The organism is Mycobacterium sp. MAA66 (assembly GCF_041261665.1).
Classification (GTDB): Bacteria; Actinomycetota; Actinomycetes; order Mycobacteriales; family Mycobacteriaceae; genus Mycobacterium.
The window spans coordinates 37,188-55,562 of sequence record NZ_JBGCCC010000001.1; the positions used below are offsets into that span (position 1 = coordinate 37,188).

Here is an 18,375-nt window from a genome sequence, read left to right on the forward strand (position 1 = left end):
GGAGGAGCCACGATGGATTTCTCCCGCGTTGAACTGTCGGCCGCGGATGCAGCCTTCGCCGCCGAGGTGCGTAGCTTTCTGAGTGAGCTGGTCACCGACGAGGTGATCCAGCACGACCGCGACACCGGTGACAACTTCCACGAGGGCGTGCACCTGGCGCTCGGTGCGGCGGGATACCTTGAGGCCGAGTGGAAACCGGAAGGTGAGGGCGGTTTCACCCGGGTGCGCCGGCGCATCTGGGAATTGGAGAAGCGCCGGACCGAGGTGCCGTGGGTGACGTGGGGGACCACCGCGATGATCGCCCGGTCGGTGGCCAAGTTCGCCTCGCCGGAGATCCGTGACGAGGTGATGCACGGTGTGTTCGACGGCACGGTCCGGATGTGTCTGGGCTACACCGAACCCGAGGGTGGTTCGGATGTGGCGACCTGTAAGACCCGGGCGGTACGCGACGGTGCCGACTGGGTGGTCAACGGTGCCAAGATGTTCACCACCGGTGCGCACAACTGCCAGTACGTCTTTCTGATCACCAACACCGATCCCGCAGCGCCGAAGCACAAGAGCCTGACCATGTTTCTGGTGCCCTTGGACACTCCGGGCATCGAGATCCAGGGGATTCGCACCGTCGACGGCGATCGCACCAACATCGTGTACTACAGCGATGTGCGGGTGCCCGACAGGTACCGGCTGGGCGAGGTCAACGGAGGCTGGGCCGTGGTGCGCGAGCCGCTCGATGCCGAGCACGGCGCGGTGGCCGCGGCCGCGGACGGCTTGGCCGATGTGTCGATCATGATGCACCAAGCCGGGTTCATGGTGGCGGCTGCCGACAACGTCGCTGCGATCGTGGGCAGCCCTGACCACAGCGGCCGGCGCGCGTCAGATGACTCGTCGGTGGCACTTCGGTTGGGCCGCAGCATCGCTCGTATAGAGGTGGCGATCTCGACGCCCAGCATCTTCGGCCGGGTCGCCATCGCCCAGACCATGCGCGATATCGCGCCGGAGCTGATGGACATCGCCGGACCGGCATCGGTGCTGCCCATCGGCACCGACGGTGGGCATGACGACCTCAGTGAATACGTGTACCGATTCGCGCCGCTGGTGGGTATCTACGGCGGCACCCTGGAGGTCTTCCGGAACATGATCGCGCAGCATGTGCTCGGCCTCGGTAAGCCCAATTACGGCTGAGCGGGCCCGCTGGTCGCCCGAACCGGTCAGGCGAGATTGCCGAGCAGCGACTGGGATTCGATCAGGCCCTCGTCGCTCGGCGCCTGGCCGTCGTCGAACACCCGCTGCCGCTGCTTGGCCCGCAGCTCGTGGTGGGCGTCCGCGGGCTTGGCGTAGCCATACCGGGTACGGGCCTGCTCCGGAGTGAGCACCTCATCCGACAGCGGCGGCACACCCAGGATGTAGGGCGCGGCGACCTCGACTATCGACGGCGAAATCAGATGGGCAACAGCAAGTTTCAGCCGGGGAATCCGATCGACCAGGGCGTAGCTGGCCTTCAGCACCGGGCGCACGGCGAGGTCGACGGCCCGCGGCTGGTCGAAGCCGCTGAGCTTGCGCATCCAGCGCGGCATGGTGGCGATGGTGCCGGCCCGGAGAATCCAGTTGATGACCTCCACCGCGGGTTTGGCGATCCTCGGCGCTTCGGGCAGCACCACTTTGGCGTTGAGCAGGTGGTCCATCATGGCGCGGGCGGCCTCGCTGACCGCCAGATGCGGGCGCATCTGATCGAAGTAGGCGCGGACCCCGGCGCTGGTCCGGGGTACGTCGGCGGGATCGCAGGTCTGGAACTCCGCGGCGATCGCGCATTCCTCCCAGTACTGGTTCTCCTCTTCGGGGGTCAGCTTGCCGCCGCCATACATCTCGTAGGCGGTCAGCACCGAATGCCAACCGGTCAGCAGGATCCACAGCTGTGAGTGCGGGTCGTTGGCGTCGTAGCGATTTCCACTGACCGGCTCGGTGCCGATGGCTTTTGAGTGCACCTTGACCAGGATGTCGGCGGCCTTGATCACCGATGCGCTGTCGCCCACGGCGACGGTCGCGAAATAGCGCACGGTGCGGTCGTAGCGGGTCCGTGGGCGGTCGTAGTTGGCGCCGGTCGTGTCCACCGCCGCGATCAACGCCGGGTCGAGTTCTTCGACCACGACGGCGCGTTGCAGGCCGGTGATCGGGGTGGTGGCGTGGCCCCAGATCTTCCACGTCACCGAGTCTGGGCCGAAGAAGCCGTAATCGCGTTGGGGTTGCACGTTCTTGGGCATCGTTGCTCCTTGTGAGGGTCAGGCGGATTGGAACGCGGCGCTCATGATTCGACCGTAGAATTCTCCGAGAGTCTCTGCAGTCCAATCGTTTTCGGTGTCCAACAGAGACCTGGCGGCGGCCTCACTGGAGGACATGAACAACTCGATGAGTACGGGCAGTTTGCGGTCGAGATCCGTTGTCTGCCACCATTTTTCCAGGGCCGGCCCGATCCAGCGGGTGGCACTGGCGGCGAGCTCGACGCGCATGGTCGCGATCATCCCGGCGACGGCCGGGTCGGGGTTGGCGCTGAACAACAGCCTCCAGGTGGCGGGACGCTGTTCGACGACGTGCAGCAGCGCCTGGTACCCGGTGACGAGGGCCGCGTCTGGGTCGTCACCGCGTCCGGCGTGCAAGGCCTCCAGCAGTGAGGTGGTCAGCAATTGATCTTCGCGCTGGAGCAGGGCATGTAGTAGTTCGACGCGGTCGGAGAAGCAGGAGTAGATCACCGGACGGGTCACCCCGAGCCGGGTGGCGATGGCGCCGATGGTCACCGCGGAGACGCCTTCGGCTGCGGCGATTTCCAGTGCCACGTCCAAGATCTGGGGTCGACGACGCTCCGGCCCGAGGTGGGCGGCACGTTCCCGTGCGGGGGCTGCGGTTGTCGTCGACACGGTGCCACTGTAGCAGGATTATTCACGCTTGTAGGATTTTCCTACATTTCTGTAGCATCATGGCTCATGACGACGTTCCTCAACCCGCATGCGGCGGATTTCTCCGATTTCGATGACCGCACCCGGCACATCTTCGCCGCGACCGTCGAGTTCTTCGAGAGCCGCGGTAAGGCCTGGCTCAAACAACAAGACCGCGACCGGGTCTGGTACGCCGAGTTCGTCGAATTCCTCAAGAAAGAACGGGTTCTCGCCACCTTCCTGACCCCGGCGTCGGAAGCTACCGGAGACCCTGACAAGCGCTGGGATACCGCCCGCAACGCCAAGTTCAGCGAGATCCTGGGCTTCTACGGCATGCAGTACTGGTACGTCTGGCAGGTCACCATCCTGGGCCTGGGGCCGATCTGGCAGTCGGAGAACGCGACGGCCCGAAAGCGCGCGGCCGAACTCCTCGAAGCGGGCGAAATCTTCGCATTCGGCCTGTCCGAGAAGGAGCACGGCGCCGACGTGTATTCGACCGACATGGTGCTGACTCCACAGGACGACGGTGGGTACCTGGCCAACGGCGGAAAGTACTACATCGGCAACGGCAATTTGGCCCGGATGGTGTCGACCTTCGGCCGACGCGCGGACAAGCCGATCCTGGACAGCTCGACCGCGCTCGACGGCGGCAAGCCCGATGAGGACTTCGAGGGCTACCTGTTCTTCGCCGCCGACAGCCAGCACCAGAACTACCGGTTGCTCAAGAACGTCGTCGACGCCCAGATGTATGTTGCGGCCTTCGATCTGGACGACTATCCCGTCGCTGACGAGGATGTGTTGCATGCCGGCAAGGAGGCTTTCCACGCCGCGATCAACACCGTGAACATCGGCAAGTTCAACCTCGGCTTCGGCGCCATCGGAACCTGCGAGCACGCCATGTATGAGGCTGTGGTGCACGCCGAGAACCGAATCCTATTCGGCCAGCACGTCACGGAGTTCTCCCAGATCCGCCGGATGCTCGCCGAGAGCTATGCCCGCCTGGCCGGGATGACGCTCTACAGCGAACGCGCCATCGACTACATGCGTTCGGCGTCCGCCGATGATCGCCGGTACCTGCTGTTCAACGCGATCGAGAAGATGACGGTCACTCGCGAGGGCGAGAAGATCATCACGGTGCTGTCGGACATCATCGCCGCACGCGGTTTCGAGAACGACATGTTCTTCACCATGGCGCTGCTCGGCTCGGTGGGCTTGCCCCGACTCGAGGGCACCGTGCACGTGAACATGGCGTTGTCACTCAAGTTCATGCCGAACTACATGTTCCGTCCCACCGATGCGGCTCTGATCGCGCTGGGGTCACTGCCGGTCGAGTATGCCCCCAATGGCGCGGTCCAGACCGTGGCCAACGGTCTGCGATCGGCCGGTACCGCCGTTGTCCCGCAACTGGCCCGATTGCCGTTCGCCCCATCGGCATTGCAGAGCAGCGCACCGCCGAAGGTCGGCCGCCGCCGCGACTTCACCAACGATGACTTCCTCTTCGCGCAGGGACCGAGCCGCGGCCTGAGCAAGATCACCTTCGACGACTGGCGATCGTCCTTGCAAGAGTTCGCCCATGTACCGAACGTGGCGGTGTTCATCAAGCAGGCCGAGGCATTCCAGACCCTGTTGGCCGCCGCCACCCCCACGGCGGCGCAGCAGGAGGACATCGACTTCCTGTTCGCCATCGGGGAGCTGTTCACCCTGGTGCCGTACGCGCAACTGGTGCTGGAGCAGGCCGCCATCGACAGAACCGACACCGACGTACTGGATCAACTGTTCGAGGTGCTGGTCACCGATTTCTCCCGGCACGCCACCACGCTGCACTGCAAGTCGACGGCAACGTCGGCGCAGAAGAAGCTGGCCCTGAGCCTGATCGCTGAGCCGATCGGCGATGACGAGCGTCTGGGGCGCATTGTTCGTGCGGTGCGCGACATGGCCGGCGTCTACCAGATGAGGCCGTAACACCGCAGCAGGTCCGGCCCTGTCGCGTAACCTGGCGGGGCCGGATTCCGTTGTGCGTCAGGATCAGAGCTCGGCCGCCTCGGATTCGAGGTGCGAGCCGCGTGAGGATTCGCCCATGAAGACATACACCACGAGCGAGACCAGTGCACATCCGGCGACGTAGAAGAAGAACCACTGCTCATGGCCGATGTCTTTGAGCCACAAGGCCACGTATTCGGTGCTGCCACCGAAGATCGCAACGGTGAGCGCGTAGGGAAATCCGACGCCCAGGGCCCGGATGCGGGCGGGGAACAGTTCGGCCTTCACCACTGCGTTGATCGAGGTGTATCCGGACACGATGATCAGCCCGGCCATCATCAACGCGAACGCCGGCAGCGCGGTGTGGGTGTGTGCCACCGCGACCAGCAGCGGGACGCTGAACAGCGTTGCGCAGACACCGAATCCGATGAGCAATGGTCGGCGACCGATTCGATCGGATAGCGCTCCGAACGCCGGCTGAAGCGCCACGAAGATCACCAGCGCCACGAAATTGATCCACGACACCTGTTCCTTGGGCAGCCCGGCGGTGTTGATCATGAACTTCTGCATGTAGGTGGTGAAGGTGTAGAAGGCGATGGTGCCACCGAGGGTCAGGCCGACAACGGTCAGGCATTCTCGCGGATAGGTCAGCAGCACTTTGAGGCTGCCGCGTTCACCGCCGGCTTCGGCGGCCTGTGTGAAGCTCTCCGACTCATCCATGGTGCGCCGCAACCACATGACTGTCACCGCGGCCAGCGCGCCGATGGCGAAGGCGATGCGCCATCCCCAGGAGTGCATCTGCGCCGGAGAGAGCATGTGCTGCAGGATGATCTGCACCCCGAGGGCGAGCAACTGTCCGCTGGTGAGCGTGACGTATTGGAACGATGAGTAGAACCCGCGCCGGTGCGGGGTGGCCACCTCACTCAAATATGTTGCGGACGTTCCGTATTCGCCGCCCAACGACAATCCTTGGAACAGCCGCAGGGTGACCAACAGGATCGGGGACAGCGTGCCGAGCTCCGCATAGCCCGGCAGCACCGCAATTCCGAGAGAACCGATGCCCATGATGCTCACCGACAGAGTGAGTGCGGCCCGCCGGCCGAACTTGTCGGCGTAGCGGCCGAAGAACCACCCGCCCAAGGGGCGCACCAGGTATCCGACGGCGAAGATGCCGGCCGTGTTCAACAGTTGCGCGGTCTGGTTTCCGGCAGGGAAGAACACACTGGCGAAGTACACGCTGAATGCCGCGTAGGTGTACCAGTCGTACCACTCGATGAGGTTGCCGAGTGATCCTCGGATGACGTTGCCGGCCACCGATTTCGGCGGCCGGACGACGGTGGCTGCGGGCTCAGGGGTCATATGGGTGCTCCCGTTTCTGTACTGGCGCACCCCATCATGCCCTGCGGACGGTCCTCGAAGCCGTGATCAGCTCAATGGGTCGAAACGGAACACCGCGAGTGTGCCTGCCAGCGCCTCGAATTCGTCAGGTGTGCCGTCGGTGACCAGGCCGGAATTCTTGGCGTACATGACGCCCACGGGCACCTGCACCGGAAATGCCCGCAGCACCGGACGGGCCTGGTCGACCGTCAACTCGGTGATCTTCACCGGCCGCGACTTGCGGCCCCGGGACAGTGTGCCCGTGCCGGCGGCGCGGGCGTTCAGTGCCCACTGCGCGCCTGGGTATCCGGCCACGACGTAGAGCTCGCCGTGGAAGGTGAACGGGGTCATCGGGGTGCTGCGTGGGGTGCCGGATTTCCGGCCGGGCACGGTCAGCACCATCGCAGGGCCGACGGGTACCCCGAGTTTTCCGATGGCGACGACCACTTTGTTCATCGGCTTGAGGTAGCGAGGCGGACGAGGGTGGGACATGTCGGTTCTCCTTGTGATCACGATGCTTTGGCGAATGCGGCCCGGTGCCTGTGCACCCATTGGGAAAAGGTCTGCGCGGGGCGTTGCAGGATTCGTTCGATCTCGTCGGTGACCCGGGCCGGCGTGCTGACGGTCTCGGCCAGCAGCGCGGCATAGGCGGTGCCGAATTCAGCGGGGAAGCCGATCGCGGTGAATCGCTGCTGCACCTGTTCGATCGGTATCTCCTGGTAGTGCAGGTCGCGACCGAGCGCCGCACCGACGATGTGCACCAGTTCGGTGTTGGTGAACGACTGCGGCCCGGTCAAGTCGATCTTTCGGCCGTCGAGTTCGTCGGTGAGCAGGGCGTGTGCCGCCACCGCCGCGATGTCGGCTTCGACGATCGGCGCGCTCGCCGCCGAGGCGTAGGGGCCCGCCACCACATCGCCGGCTTGGAGTTGGCCGGCCCACATGCCGATGAAGTTGGTGGCGAACAGCGACGGGCGCAGACTGACCCAGCTCAGGCCGGAATCGATGGCGTACTGTTCGGCCTCCTTGTTCCGATCCCCACGAAACCGCGATGGCTGGCGGGCGAAGTCGTCGTCGGCGTTGATCGCGGACAGCGCGACCAGTTTGGTGACGCCCGCGTCGCGTGCCGCCGTGACGATCGGCGCGAGGTCCGCCCCGAGCGCCCGGGAGTTCAGGAATACCGCATCGGCGCCGGCCAGACCGTCCCAGGCAGATGGCACGGTCTCGACGCCCGCCGGCAGCTGCGCACCCGTTGGATTGCGGGTGACGGCGCGGACTCTGGCTCCGGCCGTCTGCAGCAGCTCGGTGAGTGGGTGGCCGATGTTTCCGGTCGCCCCGGTTATCAGAATGGTCATGTTGAGTACCTCCTCGTGGCTATGAACCAAGGACGGGATGCGGGCCGGGAAAGTTACAGCTGCACTCGATCGAATCGGTGCGGTAACTTTTGATCACCGAAGATCGTCGTTAACTCATGAACGAATTCACTGGATTCGCTGCGGCCTGGCGCAGCCACCACCCGTATCTGGTCAACCTCGCGTACCAGATGCTCGGTGACGTCGGCGATGCCGAAGACATTGCACAAGAGGCGTTTTTGCGGCTCTCCCACACGGCCCCGGGGGAGATCGAGGACATCCGCGGGTGGCTCACCACAGTCGCCGGACGCCTCTGCCTCGACGTGGTGCGCTCGGCGCGGGTACGCAGGGAGAGCCCGACGGATCTGGAGCAGGGCGCCATCCCGTCGCTGCCGTCGGGCGATCCCGACCCCGCCGACCGGGTGACGCTGGACGACGAGGTCTCCGGGGCCCTGCTTCAGGTGCTACACCGTCTCAGCCCTGGTGAACGAGTCGCCTTCATCCTGCACGATGTGTTCGGCGTTCCTTTCGAGTCGATCGCCGAGACGGTGGGACGTCCGGTCGGTACCTGTCGGCAGCTGGCTCGGCGGGCCCGGGCGAAGTTCACCGACACCGAAGGGCACCCCGACGACATCGCCGTCGCCGAGCACCAACTGGTCACCGAGAAATTCATCACCGCCTGCGCCGGTGGTGACGTGCAGGCTCTGGCGGCCGTGTTGGATCCGACCGTTTGGGGCGTCGGTACGGTGCTCAGCGATCCGCCGTTGGCGCCGATCGTCAACCACGGACCGCAGCGCGTCGCCGAGAACCTCATGCTCTACCTCGGGCCGGGAACCACCGTGGTGGCCGGACCTTTGGGACAACCCGTTCTGCTGGCGTTCGCCCAGCGGCAGTTGTTCGCCGTGGTGGTCCTGACCATCCGCGGCGGGCTGGTGGCCAAGATCGAGGCCACCGCGGATCCCCTCGCCCGATTTCATTAGCGCGAGTAGACGCAAATGTCCCGGAATCGTCGGCGTGTCGGGTACATATGCGTCTGCTCGCGGGACGGACTCAGCGCGTCAACACCATGGCCGCGGCGGTGCCCGGCGCGCCGTACAACTGGGCGAAGCCGACCTTCGGCTGGCCGGGTACCTGCCGGTCACCGGCCTCGCCGCGCAATTGCCGCACCAACTCGTGGACCTGGCGCAGGCCTGAAGCGCCGATGGGTTCCCCGTTGGCGATCAGTCCGCCGTCGGTGTTCACCGGTAGCGAGCCGGTGATCTCGGTGGCGCCTTCGATCAGCAGCCTCTCCTGATCGCCGTCGGCGCAGAAGCCGCACTCGGCCATATGGATGATCTCGGCCCCGGCATCGGTGTCCTGCAACTGCACCACGTCGACGTCTTGCGGTGCTACGCCGGCTCTTTCGAAGGCGGCCTTGGCGGCGTACACGGTAGGGGAGACGTCTTCGACCACGGGCGCGAAAGTGGTGTTCACCTCGTAGGCACCGTAGCGGCGGGTTCGTACCTCGACCGCTTTCAGATATACCGGCTTGTCGGTGTACTTGTGTGCAGTGTCGGCCCGGCACATGACGACGGCGGCGGCACCTTCGTCGGGTGCGCAGAACATGTACTGCGTGAGCGGATAATTCAGCATCGCCGAGTTCATGATCTCATCTTCCGGAATCGGTTTGCGCCGGAACGCATTCGGGTTCAGTGCACCGTTGCGGAAATTCTTGGCCGCCACCCGGGCCAGGGTGTGCTGTGAGATGCCGTGCTCGTGCAGGTATCGGTTGGCCTTCATGCCGAAGAACTGAGTGGTCAGATACTGCCCGTTCTCGGCATACCAGGACGGCATGCCGACCAGCGACGGATCTTCGGTGAACGCACCGCGCGGGTGTTTGTCCATACCGACCGCGATGCCGATCTCATAGTCGCCCAACCGGATTCCGTCGGCACAGGCTTTGGCTGCACTGGCCGCGGTGGCGCAGGCGTTGAACACGTTGGTGAAGGGGATGCCGCTCAACCCCACCATGCCGACGATGGCATCCGGGTTCGCCACCGTCCAGCTGCCGCCCGACGCGGACTGGATGTCGCTCCAGTGCACGCCGGCGTCGGCCACTGCGGCCCGGACGGCATCGACACCCATCTGCATGGCGGTCTTGCCCGCGAACCGCCCGAACGGGTGGATGCCCACCCCGATGATCGCTACGTCGTACATCGTTGCCTCTCAGGCGATTGCGCCGGCGTCTTTGAGCTCGGCGATCCGGTCCCAGTCCAGGCCGATCTCCATCAGCACCAGTTCGGTGTGTTCGGAGGCCCGCGGCGCGCGGGTGGTGACCAGCGGTTCGTGGTTGAACTGCACGGGACCGCGCACCACCTTGAACGGGGCACCACCGTCGCCGGCCTCGACCTCGACGATCATGTCGTTGGCGATGGCCTGGTCGTCGGTGGCCAGGTCCACCAGGCTCTGGAACGGTGCCCACTGGCCTTTCATGGTTTTCAGGTGCTCACGCCAGTATTCGAACGGCCTGGCGGCGACCGCCCGCACGATCAATTCGCTTGCCGCATCGCAATTCTCCATCAATGGCAGTACCTCGCAGAAGCGTGGGTCGTCGGCGAGTTCACCCAGACCCAGATGCTCGAACGTGTCGCGGATGTAGCCGGTCGGGCTGACGATGCACAGGTTGATCGTGCCGCCATCAGAGGTGTCGTAGTTGCCCAGGAACGGATTACCGTGTGCCCCGCCGGATTGAGGCATCTGGGCGCGCATCGCTTCGCCGGTGTCCATGCCCTGCGTGACGCTGGCGCCGGCTGCCCACCACGCGGTGCTCAACAGCGACACGTCGACCTCGACGGCTTCCCCGGTGCGCTCCCGGTGCAACAGAGCCGCCGAAATGCCGCCGGCGATGTTCATGCCGCCGATCGAGTCGCCGAACGCTGGAATCCCCTGGCTCAGTGGGCCATACAGTTCGGCGGGAGAGAGCGCGTGCCCGACCCCGCTACGGGTCCAGAACGCAGTTCCGTCGAAGCCGCCGACATCGCGCTGCGGGCCCTTGTCGCCATATGCGCTGCCGCGCGCGTAGATAATGTTCGGATTCACCGCGCGTAGGTGTTCGACGTCGAACTTGTTCTTCTGCCGGATCGCGGGCAGAAAGTTGGTCAGGAATACATCGGAGGTTCTGGCCAGCGCGTAGAGCACTTCGCGACCCCCTGGGGTGGACACATCGATGCCGACGCTGCGCTTGCCGCGGTTGGGGTGCTCGATCAGTGGGTGCCGGTCCGGGTTGAGTTCGGTGCCGCCCATCCGCAGGAACCCGCGTTGGGTGTCGCCGCGGACCGGGTGCTCGACCTTGATCACGTCGGCGCCCCAATCGGCCAGGATCGCCCCGGCAGCGGGAACGAAGGTGAACTGGGCGACTTCCAGGACCCGGAAGCCCTCCATCACCTTGATCATCGTCTGCCCTCCCGTGATGCCGTCCGCGGGTTGAAGGATACCGTCCTGCGTACTTTACTGTAAAAGTTACAGTATGTGCTCTAGTGTTACCGTCGGGCGCTAACGACTGCCGAGGAGGACGGGGCGTGCAGGACATCCTGGACCGCCAGCGGGCTGCCTTCTTCAGTGCGGGTCCGCCGAGTGCTGCGGTGCGTCGCGACCGGATCGACCGGCTGTTGGCCATGGTGTTGGAGCACACCGACGACTTCGTCGAGGCCACCGCGACGGACTACGGAAGCCGTTCCAAATCGGCCGCCTTGTTCGCCGAGATCTACGGCATGGTCTCGGTGATCGAACACACCAGAAGCCATGTGCCGCAATGGATGCGTACCACCAAATTGATGCGCGCCGCACGCTGCTTTGGTCTGCATGCCGAGGTCCAGCCTTCGCCGCTCGGTGTCGTCGGGATCATCGGGCCCTGGAATTTTCCGGTGCAACTGACGGTGCTGCCGGCCTCGGCGGCGTTCGCGGCCGGCAACCGCGTGATGATCAAGACGTCGGAGGTGACCGCACACACCGCCGAACTCATGGCCGCGACGGCGCCACAGTACTTCGATGCCGATGAACTCGCGGTCATCACCGGCGGCGTCGACGTCGCGGCACAGTTCAGCGCGCTGCCCTTCGATCACCTCTTCTTCACCGGTTCGCCGTCGGTGGGTGCCTTGGTGGCCGGAGCGGCAGCGGCGAACCTGGTGCCGGTGACGCTGGAACTGGGCGGTAAGAACCCGGCGGTGGTGGCGCCCGATGCAGATGTGGCCAGGGCTGCCGCACGCATCGCGGCGGGCCGCATGGTCAACGGTGGTCAGGTATGTGTCTGTCCCGATTATGTTTTCGTGCCGGAAGCCCGGATCGATGAGTTCGTCGCACGGGTGCAGCGGCAGTGGCGGGAGATGTTCCCGACCATCGCGGCCAATGCCGACTACTGCTCGTCGGTCAACGAAGCCAACTTCGAGCGGGTACTCGGGCTCATCGAAGATGCCAGAGGCAAAGGGGCGCAAGTTAGTTCGGTCGTGCCGACGGGCGAGCAGCTGGCCGATCCGGCGACCCGGAAGATAGCGCCGACGGTCATCTGTGGAGTGGACGAGCGCATGGCGATCGCGGATCAGGAGGTCTTCGGACCGGTATTGGCGGTACGCGGATACCAGAAGCTCTCCGATGTGGTCGATCACGTCAACGGTCGCCCCGCGCCGCTGGTGGCCTACTGGTTCGGCCCCGACAGTGCCGACTTCCGGCACTTCGTCAGCCGTACCCGCAGCGGCGCAGTGGCGCGCAATGACTTTGCCGCCCATATGATTCCGTCGGCCGCGCCGTTCGGTGGGGTGGGCCGCAGCGGCATGGGTGCCTACCACGGCAAAGCCGGGTTCGACACCTTCAGCCACCACCGCACCGTAGTGGGCGCCGATCTACCGTTCTCGGTCACCAACCGGGCAGCCGCGCCGTTCACCACCTCGATGCGGATCTCTGCGGGCCTGGCGCTACGCCAGGCCCGCGCACGCACCCGTCGCCGTCTGACGAAAGGGCTGAAATGACCACACTGGCTTCACCATTGGTGTTCGACCCCTTCTCCGAGGAGTTCTTCTCCAGCCCGTACGAGACCTACAGGCGGATGAGAGATGAGGCTCCGGTCTACTACAGCAAGCAGTACGACTTCTATGCGCTGACCCGGCACGACGACGTGGCCGCGGCCTTCAAGGACTTCGAATCCTATTCCTCGGCCTACGGTGTCGACCTCGGACAGGTGCGCAAAGGCCAGGTGACCGAGCACGGTTCGATCATCGCGATGGACCCTCCGGCGCACCGCCGGATGCGCAGCCTGCTCAACAAGGTGTTCACTCCGCGGTCCATCGAGGCGCAGCGCAACCTGGTCATCGAGATGGTCGACAAGCATCTGTCTGCCGTCGACCCGGCGGGATTCGACTTCGTGCAAGACTTTTCGGCGTTGTTTCCGGTCGACGTCATGACCAGCATGCAGGGTGTTCCCGAACAGGACCGGCAGCAGATCCGGCTGTGGATCGACGAACTACTGCACCGAGAACACGGCGACGTCGAGATGAGCGAGGCCGGCTTGAAGGCCGCTATCGACATGGCGATCTATTACTTCCGGTTGATCAAACAGCGCCGCGATGATCTGGGTGAGGACCTGTTGAGCAAGTTGATCACCGCCGAGATCGAACGCGATTCCGGGGAGATGGCGCCGCTCGAGAACATCGAGATCACCGAGTTCGCCACCCTATTGGGGGGTGCGGGTGCCGAAACGGTGACCAAGCTGATCGGAAATGCGGCGGTGGTTTTCGCCCAGAACCCGGATCAGTGGGCGGTATTGCAGAACGATCGAAGCAAGATTGGGCCGGCCGTCGAGGAACTGCTGCGCTTCGAGGCGCCGGCCCAGTACAACGTGCGGTGTTCGTTGCGCGAGATCACCTTGCACGGCGTGACCATCCCGGCCGGCAAGCCCGTGTTCCTGGTGGGTGGGTCGGCGAACCGGGACCCGCAGGCATGGACCGATCCCGATCGATTCGACATCGACCGGGACCGCACCCAGTCGCAGAACCTCGGCCTGGGCTACGGCATCCACAGCTGCCTGGGCGCCGCGCTGGCTCGAATGGAAAGTGCTGTGGCACTGGAGAAGATGCTCGATTTCATGCCACGCTATGAGGTGGATTGGGGCGGCTGTCGCCGGGTCAACATGCAGAACGTGGCCGGCTGGAGCAATGTCCCGGTGCGGGTGCTGAACTAGGCCGGTGGTTCCGGCCTGCGCGTAGGCTGGCCCCATGATCGAAGTGCTGTCGGACATGCCGGCGGGAGTGACCGGCATTCGTGTTTCTGGTCGGGTGAGCGGCGATGACATCAAGGCGTTCAAACCCGTCATGGCCGAGCTCGGAAGTACCGACGAGCTGCGGATAGTCGAGGTCATCGCCGCTGACTACGAAGGTTTCGGTCCCGGGGGATTGGTCGAAGACCTCAAGGTGGGGCTCGGCATCCTGTTCCAGCGTCATTCGGATTTCAAGCGCATCGCGGTGGTGTCCGACAAGGCGTGGGTGGCCCACACCTTGCACGCGGTGGCCTGGATGATCCCCGGAGAGCTGGAGATCTTCGGCCTCGATGAGTTGGAAAAGGCCAAGCAGTGGGCCGCCGGCTGACTTCCTGCGCCGACCTGACATGAAACTGCCCCCTTTCGTAGCGAAAGGGGGCAGTTTGATGACTGGTGGCGAGACGACTCAGTCCTGCAGTGCCTGCTCCTTGGCCCACCGGTAGTCGGCCTTGCCTGCGGGGCTGCGCACGATGGTCGGCCGGAACACGATGGCCTTCGGCAACTTGTAGCGGGCAATGGATTCCGAGGCGTGCTTGATCAGCTCGGCCGCGTCGACCACCGCGCCCTTCGCCAACTCGACGATCGCCACAACCTCGTTGCCCCAGCGCTCGCTGGGTCGTCCGGCCACCACCACGTCAACCACCGCCGGGTGCGATGCGATGGCGGACTCGACCTCTTCGGCGAAGATCTTCTCGCCGCCGGAATTGATGGTCACCGAGTCACGGCCGAGCAGTTCGACCGTGCCGCCCTCCAGCAGTCGGGCGCGGTCGCCCGGCACCGCGTAGCGGACGCCGTTGATCACCGGGAATGTCTTGGCTGTCTTGGCTGCATCGCCCTTGTAGCCCAGTGGTACGTGGCCCTCCTGGGCCAGCCAGCCGTTGCCGTCGTGGCCTTCGGTCAGTAATTCGGTGAAATCCTCCGAGACGATCCGGGTGGCCGGCCCGGCGTTGAACGTGCCACTGGACACATTCGAGGCGGTCGAGACATGCGACATCTGCGCGCCGGTCTCCGACGAACCCACACCGTCGATCACCATGGCGTTCGGAAGAGCAGCGACCAAACGGCCTTTCACCGAGGGCGTGAACAGCGCACCGCCGTTGGCGACGACGACCAGCGAGGTCACGTCGGTGTTGCCGCCCGCCAGGGTCTCCTCGATGGCGGTGACCAGGGGCCGGGCCATGGCGTCACCGACCACCGTCGCGACCGCGATCTTCTCGCGGCCGATCGTCTCCACGATCTCCTTGGCGTTGAAGACCTCGACGTCCGAGGCGAACACGATGGTCTGGCCGTTGTTGATGCCGGTCATCACGCCCCATTGGGCCGCACCGTGCATGAGCGGCGGCAGGATCATCATCCGCATCTCGGCGGCGGCAGCGGCCCGGTCCACGATCTCCTGGGCCGACGTCGCGGGCTCGCCGGTCATCGCGTTGCGGCCGCCGAACGAGGCCATGAAGATGTCGTGCTGCCGCCACAGCACGCCCTTGGGCATGCCGGTGGTGCCGCCGGTGTACAGCACATAGAGGTCGTCGGGCGACGGCGTGACAGGCGGGGCCGGGACGTCGGCGTTCACGATGGTCTCGTAGTCGACGGCGCCCGGCAGCAGCTCGTTGCCCGAGCTGTCGGCGATCTGGATCAGCACCGTGAGGTTCGGGAGATCGGGGAGCACCTCGGCCAGGGTCGGCGCGAATGCGGCGTGGTAGACCAGTGCTTTGGCGCCGGCGTCGTTGAGCAGGTACTGCAGCTCGGCTTTGACGTAGCGGTAGTTCACGTTGAACGGCGCCACCCGGGCCCGGAAGGCGCCGAGGAGGGACTCCACGAACTCGGGGCCGTTGTAGGCGTAGATGCCGACCAGGTCCTGGCCGACTTCGTGGCCCTCCAGCTGGTCACGCTCGGTGTGGACGCCCAGGCCCTGCGCATGCAGATACGCGGCCAAACGGTTGGCGCGCGCGACGATCTCGGCGTATGTGAAGCGGCGGTCGCCTTGAATGACCAGGGTGCGGTCGGGTATGGCGGCAGCGACGGCGTCGGTGACGTCGGAAACCGTGAACAGCACGTTTCTCCTAAGGCTGATGGGACAGCTGGATAGTCAATCCATTGGCATCACTTAGTACCACGGCGTCCGAATCGGTCGTCGTCGTGGTGATCGCCACAGAGTCAACCTGCTCGCGCGCACTCTCAGTGCCCGGTCTCCCGGCCACTGAGACACCGACCTTGGAGTCGCCGGCCGGCGGGTTCGGGTCAGGTCCAGGTGTCGATCACCTCCCCGGTGGTGGTGATGGTGGCCAGCAGCGACAGGGTGTTGTCGATGATCGCGTCCGCATAGGCGGTCGGGATGCCGGCCACCGCATCGCGGGGCAACACCACCCGGTAGCCGGCGTTGACGGCATCCATCACCAGGTTGATGATCGCGACGTTCACGGAGACACCTACGGCCACGATGGTCGTCACGCCGAGATTGCGTAGGACGGGGTCCAGGTCGGTTCCGCCCATGGGGCCAAGGCCGTGCCCGCGGGCGAGCACCAGGTCGTTGGGTTCCGGGCCGAGTTCTGGTAGCAGGGTGGCGCCGGGGCTGCCCGGCGTGATGTCCACACCGGAGCGGCCGATGGCGAACAGCCTGGCGTTGTGGTTGGAACCCCTGCCATCGGGGCGGCGCTGCACCAGGCAGTGCACGACGTGGACCCCGGCCGCCCGGGCCGCCGGCAGTAGCCGAGTGATGTTGGGTAGCGCGAGCTTTCGGGCTTCTTCAGCCAGCGCCTTGAGCCCGGCAGCCGGCCCGATCACCGCGCCTTGGCATTCCTGTGTGACGATCGCGGTGTGGCCGGGCGCGACGAGGTCGACGTTCACGATGCCGGCGGGACTTCGTAGAACCGCGTCGCCCACTTGCGCATCGCCATGTAGGGCTTGGCGTCGACCTTGGCCAACGGCGGGTGTTCGACGTATTTCTGGTGGCGCCAGATATCGCAGTCCTCCCACACGGTTTTGAGAAACTGCTTCTCGACCTGGCGGCGCACGTGTTCCGGTGGCACATCCGAAGTTTCACCGAGCTCTCTGGGCCACCAGATGGAATAGAACATATCCGACACCTCGTCATCGACCGGCGTGCAGGCGAAGATCAGCCGGTGATTGGACGAGCCCTCGAACGCGCTCATTGCGAACCCGAGCCCGGAGAAATGACTGTGGATGCGCAGTGCCATGGCGTCGGGGTCGTCGCTGCGGGCTGCCGTACTTCCCGTCGCTGCGCTCGCCCTGGCCTCGTTTCCCGTCGCTTCGCTCGCCCTGGCCCCGTCTCCCGTCGCTTCGCTCGCCCTGGCCCCGGGCCAGCCGGTCAGGAACCGCCACTCTTCGTCGACGTGTTCCCAGTGCAGGCACACCGGGGTCACCGAGGCGCCGTGCACATAGCGAAAATGTGAACTGTCCGGGCCGTTTTCGGCAACGATCTGGGGGTGCACCGGGATGGCATCGGCTCGGCTGGAGAACTCCGGGTATGGCCGGTAGTAGTGGTTTGGGTCGGTGTCGAATTGTGGGAACTTGAGGAAGATGTCGGGCAAATCCCATTGCGGTGGTTCACCATTGGGCTGGTACCACATGAACACGCAGCCGTGCTGTTCCTTGACGGGGTAGCTACGCAGGGTGAGCGCGCGGTTGGGTCGGTCGGGTTGATAGGGGATGTGGCGATTGGTGCCGTCTGGTCCCCAGCGCCAGCCGTGGAACGGGCATTCGATGCAGTCGCCGACTACCTTGCCCCCGTGCCCGATGTGCGCGCCGAGGTGCTTGCAGTGCGCCTCGAGCAGATGCAGCTCACCGTTCTGGTCGCGATAGGCGGCCATGTCCTCGCCGAAGAAGTGCAGGGCCGTGGTCTGGCCTACGGTGAATTCGGCCGACCAACCGATCATGAACCAGCCGGTGACTTTCCAGGTGAAGGGTACTTTCATGCCCGGTTCGCCAATCTGCTCAAACGCTGTGTCGGGAGATACGGAAGACATTACAGTAGTAGCTTCTGGATAGGTGATGGGGAGGTCTCGCGTGCTCGAAGACATCGAGGCGATCAAGCGGGTGAAGGCTCGATACTGCAGATTTCTGGACACCAAGGACATCGACTCGTGGCGGGCACTGTTTGCGCCCGACGTGGTGGTGACGCTCGACATGGCGGTTTCCACCGGGGGTGCCGATCCACAGACGGCGCCGCCGCTACACGGCTTCGACGAGTTCTTGCCGGTGGTGTGGGGTGGGGTGGAGCATGCCGCAACAGTGCACCACTGCCACACCCCGGAGATCGCGTTGACCTCGGCGACCTCGGCCACGGGCATCTGGGCCATGGAGGACATGCTGTTCTTCGGCAACGGCGGCGAACTGCACGGTGCCGGTCACTACCACGAAACGTACGAAAAGCGTGACGGGACTTGGGTTATCACCAGCTTGCACTTGACCCGCACGTTGCTGAAATTCACCAACCCCTGAC

The 18,375-nt window shown here is 65.0% G+C and carries 17 protein-coding genes; 7 read left to right on the forward strand and 10 right to left on the reverse strand.

Features of this window, described 5'->3' with window-relative positions; translation table 11 throughout:
* Window positions 1-12: 12 nt before the first annotated feature.
* Window positions 13-1,182 (forward strand): acyl-CoA dehydrogenase family protein, encoded by a 1,170-nt coding sequence (locus ABIA30_RS00180; protein ID WP_370060967.1) that lies wholly within the window; start codon window positions 13-15, stop codon window positions 1,180-1,182.
* A gap of 26 nt (window positions 1,183-1,208) precedes the next feature.
* On the opposite strand, the gene ABIA30_RS00185 is transcribed toward ABIA30_RS00180, so the two are convergent.
* Both ABIA30_RS00185 and ABIA30_RS00190 read right to left on the reverse strand, forming a co-directional pair.
* Entirely contained in the window at window positions 1,209-2,258 is a 1,050-nt protein-coding gene (locus tag ABIA30_RS00185; protein ID WP_370060969.1) for an oxygenase MpaB family protein, read from the reverse strand.
* An 18-nt stretch (window positions 2,259-2,276) separates the two neighbouring features.
* Entirely contained in the window at window positions 2,277-2,909 is a 633-nt protein-coding gene (locus ABIA30_RS00190; protein ID WP_370060971.1) for a TetR/AcrR family transcriptional regulator, read from the reverse strand.
* 66 nt (window positions 2,910-2,975) lie between these two features.
* Here ABIA30_RS00190 and ABIA30_RS00195 point away from each other — a divergent pair, with 66 nt between their 5' ends.
* The gene (locus ABIA30_RS00195; RefSeq protein ID WP_370060973.1) at window positions 2,976-4,889 is read left to right on the forward strand and encodes an acyl-CoA dehydrogenase family protein; all 1,914 of its coding nucleotides are present in this window, start codon (window positions 2,976-2,978) and stop codon (window positions 4,887-4,889) included.
* A gap of 63 nt (window positions 4,890-4,952) precedes the next feature.
* Here ABIA30_RS00195 and ABIA30_RS00200 read toward each other — a convergent pair whose 3' ends face one another.
* The 3 genes from ABIA30_RS00200 to ABIA30_RS00210 form a co-directional block, all read right to left on the reverse strand.
* Window positions 4,953-6,266 (reverse strand): MFS transporter, encoded by a 1,314-nt coding sequence (locus tag ABIA30_RS00200; RefSeq protein ID WP_370060975.1) that lies wholly within the window; start codon window positions 6,264-6,266, stop codon window positions 4,953-4,955.
* Between the two features lie 66 nt (window positions 6,267-6,332).
* Entirely contained in the window at window positions 6,333-6,776 is a 444-nt protein-coding gene (locus ABIA30_RS00205; RefSeq protein WP_370060977.1) for a nitroreductase family deazaflavin-dependent oxidoreductase, read from the reverse strand.
* A gap of 17 nt (window positions 6,777-6,793) precedes the next feature.
* Window positions 6,794-7,636: an NAD(P)H-binding protein gene (locus tag ABIA30_RS00210; protein WP_370060978.1), complete on the reverse strand. Its 843-nt coding sequence runs from the start codon at window positions 7,634-7,636 to the stop codon at window positions 6,794-6,796.
* 116 nt (window positions 7,637-7,752) lie between these two features.
* Between ABIA30_RS00210 and sigI the strand changes: the two genes are divergently transcribed.
* The gene (gene sigI / locus ABIA30_RS00215) at window positions 7,753-8,613 is read left to right on the forward strand and encodes an RNA polymerase sigma factor SigI (protein ID WP_370060980.1); all 861 of its coding nucleotides are present in this window, start codon (window positions 7,753-7,755) and stop codon (window positions 8,611-8,613) included.
* A 70-nt stretch (window positions 8,614-8,683) separates the two neighbouring features.
* On the opposite strand, the gene ABIA30_RS00220 is transcribed toward sigI, so the two are convergent.
* Both ABIA30_RS00220 and ABIA30_RS00225 read right to left on the reverse strand, forming a co-directional pair.
* Entirely contained in the window at window positions 8,684-9,829 is a 1,146-nt protein-coding gene (locus ABIA30_RS00220; protein WP_370060982.1) for a thiolase family protein, read from the reverse strand.
* 9 nt (window positions 9,830-9,838) lie between these two features.
* The gene (locus tag ABIA30_RS00225; protein ID WP_370063175.1) at window positions 9,839-11,053 is read right to left on the reverse strand and encodes a CaiB/BaiF CoA transferase family protein; all 1,215 of its coding nucleotides are present in this window, start codon (window positions 11,051-11,053) and stop codon (window positions 9,839-9,841) included.
* A 146-nt stretch (window positions 11,054-11,199) separates the two neighbouring features.
* On the opposite strand from ABIA30_RS00225, the gene ABIA30_RS00230 reads away from it, so the two are divergent.
* The 3 genes from ABIA30_RS00230 to ABIA30_RS00240 are packed head-to-tail and all read left to right on the forward strand — an operon-like array spanning window position 11,200 to window position 14,244.
* Window positions 11,200-12,633, forward strand: coding sequence for an aldehyde dehydrogenase family protein (locus ABIA30_RS00230; protein ID WP_370063177.1), 1,434 nt, complete (start codon window positions 11,200-11,202; stop codon window positions 12,631-12,633).
* A complete protein-coding gene (locus ABIA30_RS00235) occupies window positions 12,630-13,841 on the forward strand; it encodes a cytochrome P450 (RefSeq protein ID WP_370060984.1) in 1,212 nt (403 codons plus the stop codon). The genes ABIA30_RS00230 and ABIA30_RS00235 overlap by 4 nt, the downstream gene beginning before the upstream one ends.
* A gap of 34 nt (window positions 13,842-13,875) precedes the next feature.
* Window positions 13,876-14,244: an STAS/SEC14 domain-containing protein gene (locus ABIA30_RS00240; RefSeq protein WP_370060985.1), complete on the forward strand. Its 369-nt coding sequence runs from the start codon at window positions 13,876-13,878 to the stop codon at window positions 14,242-14,244.
* Between the two features lie 78 nt (window positions 14,245-14,322).
* On the opposite strand, the gene ABIA30_RS00245 is transcribed toward ABIA30_RS00240, so the two are convergent.
* From ABIA30_RS00245 to ABIA30_RS00255, 3 genes are all read right to left on the reverse strand, one after another.
* Window positions 14,323-15,969, reverse strand: coding sequence for an acyl-CoA synthetase (locus ABIA30_RS00245; RefSeq protein WP_370060987.1), 1,647 nt, complete (start codon window positions 15,967-15,969; stop codon window positions 14,323-14,325).
* A gap of 185 nt (window positions 15,970-16,154) precedes the next feature.
* Window positions 16,155-16,796, reverse strand: a complete 642-nt coding sequence (locus ABIA30_RS00250) for a cysteine hydrolase (RefSeq protein ID WP_370060989.1) — start codon at window positions 16,794-16,796, stop codon at window positions 16,155-16,157.
* On the reverse strand, window positions 16,757-17,848 hold the full coding sequence (locus ABIA30_RS00255) for a Rieske 2Fe-2S domain-containing protein (RefSeq protein ID WP_370060991.1): 1,092 nt from the start codon (window positions 17,846-17,848) through the stop codon (window positions 16,757-16,759). The genes ABIA30_RS00250 and ABIA30_RS00255 overlap by 40 nt, the downstream gene beginning before the upstream one ends.
* Before the next feature lie 91 nt (window positions 17,849-17,939).
* Between ABIA30_RS00255 and ABIA30_RS00260 the strand changes: the two genes are divergently transcribed.
* Window positions 17,940-18,374, forward strand: coding sequence for a nuclear transport factor 2 family protein (locus ABIA30_RS00260; RefSeq protein ID WP_370060993.1), 435 nt, complete (start codon window positions 17,940-17,942; stop codon window positions 18,372-18,374).
* Window position 18,375 lies beyond the last annotated feature (1 nt).

Bases quoted from the DNA above. Each gene is read 5' to 3' on its own strand.
- ABIA30_RS00200 (WP_370060975.1), bottom strand. From the start codon at position 6,266: ATGACCCCTGAGCCCGCAGCCACCGTCGTCCGGCCGCCGAAATCGGTG.
- ABIA30_RS00180 (WP_370060967.1), top strand. From the start codon at position 13: ATGGATTTCTCCCGCGTTGAACTGTCGGCCGCGGATGCAGCCTTCGCC.
- ABIA30_RS00255 (WP_370060991.1), bottom strand. From the start codon at position 17,848: ATGAAAGTACCCTTCACCTGGAAAGTCACCGGCTGGTTCATGATCGGT.
- ABIA30_RS00185 (WP_370060969.1), bottom strand. From the start codon at position 2,258: ATGCCCAAGAACGTGCAACCCCAACGCGATTACGGCTTCTTCGGCCCA.
- ABIA30_RS00225 (WP_370063175.1), bottom strand. From the start codon at position 11,053: ATGGAGGGCTTCCGGGTCCTGGAAGTCGCCCAGTTCACCTTCGTTCCC.
- sigI (WP_370060980.1), top strand. From the start codon at position 7,753: ATGAACGAATTCACTGGATTCGCTGCGGCCTGGCGCAGCCACCACCCG.
- ABIA30_RS00195 (WP_370060973.1), top strand. From the start codon at position 2,976: ATGACGACGTTCCTCAACCCGCATGCGGCGGATTTCTCCGATTTCGAT.
- ABIA30_RS00210 (WP_370060978.1), bottom strand. From the start codon at position 7,636: ATGACCATTCTGATAACCGGGGCGACCGGAAACATCGGCCACCCACTC.
- ABIA30_RS00220 (WP_370060982.1), bottom strand. From the start codon at position 9,829: ATGTACGACGTAGCGATCATCGGGGTGGGCATCCACCCGTTCGGGCGG.
- ABIA30_RS00240 (WP_370060985.1), top strand. From the start codon at position 13,876: ATGATCGAAGTGCTGTCGGACATGCCGGCGGGAGTGACCGGCATTCGT.
- ABIA30_RS00205 (WP_370060977.1), bottom strand. From the start codon at position 6,776: ATGTCCCACCCTCGTCCGCCTCGCTACCTCAAGCCGATGAACAAAGTG.
- ABIA30_RS00235 (WP_370060984.1), top strand. From the start codon at position 12,630: ATGACCACACTGGCTTCACCATTGGTGTTCGACCCCTTCTCCGAGGAG.